This window comes from Streptomyces sp. NPDC030991, from assembly GCF_055571235.1.
This window is the reverse complement of the sequence record NZ_JBVIFR010000043.1, coordinates 23554-29725: the sequence shown is the minus strand read 5'-3', so window position 1 is coordinate 29725 and position 6172 is coordinate 23554. Positions and strand designations below refer to the sequence as shown.

General features: G+C 70.2%; 7 protein-coding genes. 4 read left to right on the top strand and 3 right to left on the bottom strand.

Annotated features, from left to right (window positions below; genetic code table 11):
- Positions 1-209: 209 nt before the first annotated feature.
- Together ACZ45E_RS39065 and ACZ45E_RS39060 are read left to right on the top strand one after the other, a co-directional pair.
- Positions 210-1106 carry an arginase family protein gene (locus tag ACZ45E_RS39065; protein WP_468231104.1) on the top strand — a complete coding sequence of 299 codons (897 nt, stop codon included), beginning with the start codon at positions 210-212 and terminating at the stop codon, positions 1104-1106.
- 206 nt (positions 1107-1312) lie between these two features.
- Complete coding sequence (locus ACZ45E_RS39060; protein ID WP_468231101.1) at positions 1313-1852, top strand: EF-hand domain-containing protein; 540 nt, start codon at positions 1313-1315, stop codon at positions 1850-1852.
- Between the two features lie 35 nt (positions 1853-1887).
- Here ACZ45E_RS39060 and ACZ45E_RS39055 read toward each other — a convergent pair whose 3' ends face one another.
- The gene (locus ACZ45E_RS39055; RefSeq protein WP_468231098.1) at positions 1888-3072 is read right to left on the bottom strand and encodes an alcohol dehydrogenase catalytic domain-containing protein; all 1185 of its coding nucleotides are present in this window, start codon (positions 3070-3072) and stop codon (positions 1888-1890) included.
- A gap of 367 nt (positions 3073-3439) precedes the next feature.
- Between ACZ45E_RS39055 and ACZ45E_RS39050 the strand changes: the two genes are divergently transcribed.
- Positions 3440-4369, top strand: coding sequence for a PIG-L deacetylase family protein (locus ACZ45E_RS39050; RefSeq protein ID WP_468231095.1), 930 nt, complete (start codon positions 3440-3442; stop codon positions 4367-4369).
- A gap of 126 nt (positions 4370-4495) precedes the next feature.
- Here ACZ45E_RS39050 and ACZ45E_RS39045 read toward each other — a convergent pair whose 3' ends face one another.
- Positions 4496-5152, bottom strand: coding sequence for an NADPH-dependent F420 reductase (locus tag ACZ45E_RS39045; RefSeq protein WP_468231092.1), 657 nt, complete (start codon positions 5150-5152; stop codon positions 4496-4498).
- A gap of 72 nt (positions 5153-5224) precedes the next feature.
- Between ACZ45E_RS39045 and ACZ45E_RS39040 the strand changes: the two genes are divergently transcribed.
- On the top strand, positions 5225-5596 hold the full coding sequence (locus ACZ45E_RS39040; RefSeq protein WP_468231090.1) for a winged helix-turn-helix transcriptional regulator: 372 nt from the start codon (positions 5225-5227) through the stop codon (positions 5594-5596).
- A 24-nt stretch (positions 5597-5620) separates the two neighbouring features.
- Here the strand turns inward: ACZ45E_RS39040 and ACZ45E_RS39035 are convergent, their stop codons facing one another.
- Complete coding sequence (locus ACZ45E_RS39035) at positions 5621-6082, bottom strand: pyridoxamine 5'-phosphate oxidase family protein (RefSeq protein WP_468231087.1); 462 nt, start codon at positions 6080-6082, stop codon at positions 5621-5623.
- Between the last annotated feature and the right edge of the window lie 90 nt (positions 6083-6172).

The following is a 6172-nucleotide window of genomic DNA, read 5'->3' as shown; positions in this document are numbered from 1 at the left end:
GGCTCCACACCTACAATCACCACCGCGGACACACCGCACTCGCAGGCAAACCACCCGCCAGCCGCGTCCCCAACCTCACAGGGCAATACACCTAGGCACAGCTGGTCACGAGCGCACGTCGCCGAACCACCGGGCGGCCCCGGCTCCGCCGTGGGAGCAGCCGTCGAAACACGCTGGCCCGCGCCGACCCGCACGGCCACAATGGCCGGATGCGCCGTCTCGTCGTCATTGACGCCCCCTCCAATCTCGGCCTGCGGCCGCCGGCCGAAGGCACCGTGCCCGGGTGCTACAAGCTGGCGGGCGCACTGCGGGAACAGCAGCTGGTGCGACGGCTCGGGGCGTACGAGGGAGGAGTCGTCGTTCCGCCCCGCTACGACCGCGGCGACTGGAGGGAGGGCGACGGCGTGTTCAACGCCGAGGCGATCGCCACGTACACCCGCAAGCTCGCCGACCGCATCGAGCACCACGTCCGGGCAGGGGACTTCCCGGTGGTCCTGGGCGGTGACTGTTCCATCCAGCTCGGCGCCTCGCTCGCCCTCCGCCGCATCGGGCGGTACGGGCTCGCGGTCATCGACGGATCCGCGGACTTCCGCCACCCCGGGAACTCCGACCGTATCGGCGCCGCGGGCGGCGAGGAGCTGGCCCTGACGACCGGCCGCGGCCAGCAGGACCTGACGGGCCTCGAAGGACTGCGGCCGTACATCAGGGACGAGGACGTACGGGTCTTCGGCATCCGGGACTACGACGAAGAGCGGGCCGAGCTCACCGAGCTGAAGATCGCGAACGCGACGGTCGGGGAGATCCGGGAGCGGGGCGCCGAAGAAGTGGCGTCCGCGGCTCTGCACACTCTTCGAGCGCCGGTGACCGAGGGCTTTTGGGTACATCTGGACGCGGACGTGCTGGACCCGTCCGTCATGCCCGCCGTCGACAGCCCCGACCCCGGCGGACTCCTGCCCGACGAACTCGCCCCGCTGCTGCGGACTTTGGTGCGGTCGGAACGGTGCGTCGGCTTCAACCTCACCATCTACGACCCCGATCTCGACCCCGACGGATCCTGCGCGGCCCTCCTCGCCGACCTCCTCCAGACAGCGTTCAGCCGCGTCTGACCAGAGCGGGCTCCGCGTATCGGCGCTACCGCAGCTCTCCGGGCAGCCGAAGCACGGGGCAGTACGGACCCTTCGGAGTGAGCGCTCGCGCGAATGTGCCCGTGGGGCCGAGGACACGTCCCGGCCTAGAGTGGCGAACTGCCCGCCGTCGCGCACGGCGATGCCGGGCGGTTCGTGGTTGGCGGCTGTGTCGAGGGAGGCTGCTCGTGGCCAGTGCGTTGCAGGAGCGCAAGCTCAGGGGGATGTTCACCGCGTTCGACGCGGACGGCGACGGTTATCTGCGCGAGGACGATTTCCGGGCACTCGTCGCCCGCTGGAGGCAACTGTCGGCCGCGGCGCCCGGGACCGAACTCGGAGCGCGGGTGGAGTCGCTGCTGATGGGATGGTGGGCCGCCCTGCTGGAAGTGGGTGACGCGGACGGGGACGGCGGCGTCGACATGAGTGAACTGCTCGCGCTCGTGGCCAAGTTGCCCACCATGGTCGCCAGCGTCACGGCGACCGCCGACACCGTCTTCGAGGCCGTGGACAGCAACGGCGACGGGCGCATCTCCGCGGAGGAGCACCGCCGTCTCGTGGAGACCTGGAACGGACAGTCCGTCAACTTGACGGGGATCTTCGAACTGCTGGACCTGAACGGTGACGGTCACCTCAGCCGCGAGGAGTTCGCCACGCTGTGGCGACAGTTCTGGATCAGCGACGACCCGGCGGCGCCCGGCAACGTGCTGTGCGGCAGGCTCCCCGCCTGACCTTCGCAGGTGGGACGGCGCCGGAGAAGCCGGTGTCAGGGCTTGAGCAGGGTCTTGATCATTCCGTCCTGCTTGTCCTGGAACATCTGATACGCCTTGGGGCCCTCTTCCAGGGGCATGTGGTGGGTGGCGAAGCCGTCGACCCCGAGCGGGTCCTCGTCAGTGAGCAGCGGCAGGATGTCGTCCACCCAGTGCTTGACGTTGGCCTGCCCCATGCGGAGTTGGATCTGCTTGTCGAACATGGTCAGGAGCGGCATCGGGTCGAGCGCGCCGCCGTAGACCCCGGAGATGGAGACGGTGCCTCCGCGGCGGACGATGTCGATCGCCGCGTACAGGGCGCTGAGCCGGTCCACTCCTGCCCGGTCCATGATCTTCTCGGCCATGGGACCGGGCAGCATGCCGACGCCCCACTGGGCGGCCTTGGCCAGGGGTGCGTCGTGAGCCTCCATGCCGACCGCGTCGATGACGGCGTCCGTGCCGCGGCCGTCCGTCAGGTCGCGGATCGCGTCGCCGATGTCCTTGCCGTAGCGGCGCAGGTCGAGGGCCTTGACGCCGTCGGCGTGGGCGCGGCGCAGCCGGTCGGGCACCAGGTCGACCCCCACGACGAGGCCGGCGCCGCGGTGCAGGGCGATACGCGCGGCCATGGAGCCGATGGGCCCGAGCCCCAGGACGGTGACCGTCCCGCCGGGCGGGATGTCCGCGTACTCCACGCCCTGCCAGGCGGTGGGGAGCACGTCGGAGAGGAAGACGAACCGGTCGTCGGGCGGGCCGTGGGGCACCTTGATGGGCAGAGTGTTGCCGAACGGCACCCGCAGGAGTTCCGCCTGCCCGCCGGGCACCTGGCCGTAGAGTTTGCTGAACCCGAAGAGCGCGGCACCGGTTCCACGCTCCTTGACCTGGGTGGTCTCGCACTGTGATTGCAGGCCCTGGCCGCACATGTGACAGTGCCCGCAGGAGACGTTGAACGGCACGACCACCCGGTCGCCCACCGCTACCTGGGTGACCTCCGGTCCGACCGCCTCGACGATGCCCATCGGCTCGTGGCCCAGGATGTCGCCAGGATCGAGATAGGGCCCCAGGACCTCGTACAGATGCAGGTCGGAGCCGCAGACGCCGGTGGACGTCACCCGCACGATGATGTCGGTCGGATCGCGGAGTTCGGGGTCGGGGACCGTCTCGACGCGGACGTCCCGCTTGCCCTGCCAGGTGAGTGCACGCATCAGACTCTCCTACGCTCGCAACAACGGCGCTCGGCTGCCGCCAGGGGCGGGGCGGTTCCGCTCCGCAGGGCGGACGGTGCGCGCCGTGCGCCGAAACGGCCGCACACCCACCGTAGGCAGAGCGGTGCCGATCCGCATGCGCGTCGCCCCGGGCCGACCACGCCGCGGCAGCGACACGAACCGCGGCGGGCCGGGGGCGCGACCGGCCGGGGGCATGGGCCGGGAACGACGGCAACGGGACGGTAGCGGGACGTGAGCAGAACGTGAGCGGGTCCTGCGAGTGTGACGGCATACAGCCGCTGCGCGCGCCCCGGTCTCTCGACCATGACCGGCCGGCGTCGCGTACGACGAGACCAGGAGCCGCCGCATGTCCGTCCCTCATCACCATGGTGCCGTCCCCGCCGGTCCCTCCCGGAGGTCGGTACTGACCGCCGCCGGCCTGACGGCCGCGGGCGTCGCGCTCCACGGGTCTGTGGGCACGTCGAGCGCCGCCGCGGCGACGGCTCCCGCGATCTTCTACTCGCCGCACCAGGACGACGAGGCGATCGGGATGGCCGGCTCCATCCTGGAGCACAAGGCCGCCGGGAGACCGGTCTACCTGGTCCTGGTGACCAAGGGCGAGAACGGAGGCATCGCGCAGGCCCTCGACAAGAACCCGTGCGACCTGGGTGACAGATGCTCGGCCCCCGGGCACTACCACAAGCTGGGCTGGCAGGACACGGACGGCACACCTGAGGTGGTCTCGGGCCGCACGTCGGAGTTCATGCTGTCGGCCAAGGCCATCGGCGTCGACAAGGTCATCAACTTCAAGCTCGGCGACGACGCCTACGGCACGCCGGAGGAGTACACGGCCCTCGTCAACAAGATCAGGAACAAGGTCCGCGACCTCATCGAGCTGTACCCGGGCGCCTCGCACAAGTTCACCGCGGGATGGCTCGACACGACCAAGCCGGGGGAGTGGGCCCCGAACGCCACGCACAAGGCATGCAGCGACGCCGCGTACTTCCTGATGAAGAACGGTGAGCTGAAGGACGTCCGCTTCAACCACATCTACACCTACGAGGCGTACAGCAGGGACCAGCGCGACCGCGGCGCGGACTACGTGCTCAACATCCCGTCCTCGCACATGAAGAAGAAGCAGGCCGCGATTCTCGCGTACAACACGTGGGACCCGAGCCGGAACCTCTACACCACCGGCTACCACAGCGTGCCCACCATGATGGAGCAGGCCTACAACGATCCCAGGGAGTTCGTGTACGCGCTGCCCTCCAACTACAAGGCCGGCCGGGGATATTAGAGCCCCTCAGGACCCCTCTGCGGCCCGCCACCTGGTACGAGGCGGCGGTCGTCTCACCGAGACCCCGGCGGCCCGGAGGCCGGCCGGGGTCGGCTTGTCCCCGCCGGGAACGCCCCCTCGAACGCGTCAGGGCTCGCAGGAGGGTCCGGCCGCGTAGGCCAGCGGAGGGGCGATCGCCTGGACATCCGCCCCCGCTCCGACCCAGAGCGCGATGAAGAGCGCGGCGGTCGCCTCCACGAGCCCCGCGCGTTCGAGTCCGCCGCCGGACACGGGTTCACAGCCCACGTCCCGCACCAACTCGTGTACCCGTGCGAGAGCCGTCTCGTCATCCCCGCAGACCGGCACCGCCAGTGGCCTTCCGTCGAAGACGGGCGGCCGCATGCGCCATACGTCCTCGTGGCAGAGGTTGAAAGCCTTGACCACGTGGGCTCCCGGTGCCGCGGCGGCCAGGCGCTGCGCGGCCGAGGGGCCTCCTTCGGTCAGCAGCCGAAAGCCGGGCCCGATCGGGTTGGAGCAGTCGAGCAGCACCTTGCCCTCCAGGGCCGTACGCAACTCCTGTGCCACGTCCGCTCCAGCGCCGAAGGGCAGCGCCGCCAGCACCACCTGACCGAACTCGGCCGCCGCGCGCAGACTCGCAGGCTCCGCGCCCCCACCGACGCGCACCGCGAGCCGCTCCGCCTTCCGCATGTCCCGCCCCCCGATGGCCACCTCGTGCCCGGCCCGCACCCAGTGGGTGGCGAGCGCGTCGGCCATGTTGCCCGTTCCCAGTACTCCGATGCGCATCCGTGTTCCTTCCCCTGCCTGATTCCACCGTTCGCACCGACGTTAGAAGGCGGGTCGGGCACCATTTGGTATGTGACGACCGACGCCTTCCTCGCCGACTGCCGCGCCCGCCTCGCCTTCGACCTGCTCTCCAACACCTGGAACGCCGTGGTGCTCTGGGCGCTGCGCGACGGCCCCCGGCGCCCGATCGAACTGCGGGAGAGGATCGGGGGTATCAGCTCCAAGGTCCTCAACGAAACCCTGCGGCGGTTGCAGTTCAACGGCCTGGTCGATCGGCGCTCTCCGCCCGACGCGCCGTCGCGGGTCGCATACGAACTCACCACGCTGGGACGGACGTTGCTCGTGCCCATCGACGCCGTCGGCGCATGGGCCTTCGAGCACGGCGATGACGTCATGGCCGCGCGAGAGTCAGCCTGCCCTTCAGCCTCGCAGCCCCCTCCTTGAGGGGCCGTCGGCGAGGGGCGGCAATCACTCCAGCCACGTGCCGTCGCGCATGATGACTCTCCCGCGTAGTTCCGGCTCGCCGCGCCAAGCGCGCACAGTGTTCGGGACCACCCGTACATACAGAAAGGAACCTTCTTCCGCGCGTGGATCCCACCCGAACTTGTCGGTGAACGCCTCCGCTGCGCCATCGGGCACCGCCCGGTCCGGGAAACACTCCGCATCGCCCTGGAGAAGCACCACGTCGAAGGTGTCCGGCAGCGCCAGGCGCACGCGCGGCTCTCGACGGACGTTCCGCGCGGTCGCGGACGTGGCGCCGGTGCACATCCACACTGCTCGCCCATCCCACAGAAACCACAACGGCACCTGATGCGGCCCGTGTTCGGGGTGAGCCGTCGACACCCACACATCCCGTTCGGCGGTGAGCCGCCCCAGAGTGTCGCGCACACGCTCCGCCGTCCGGCGGCGAACGATTCCTGTGGTCTCCATGAGGGCTGACCCTAGTCAAGCGGGCGGGAAGCGCGCCTGAGGCGCAGGACCTACGCCCAGCGACCGATGAACGCGGTCGCGTCGCGCCGA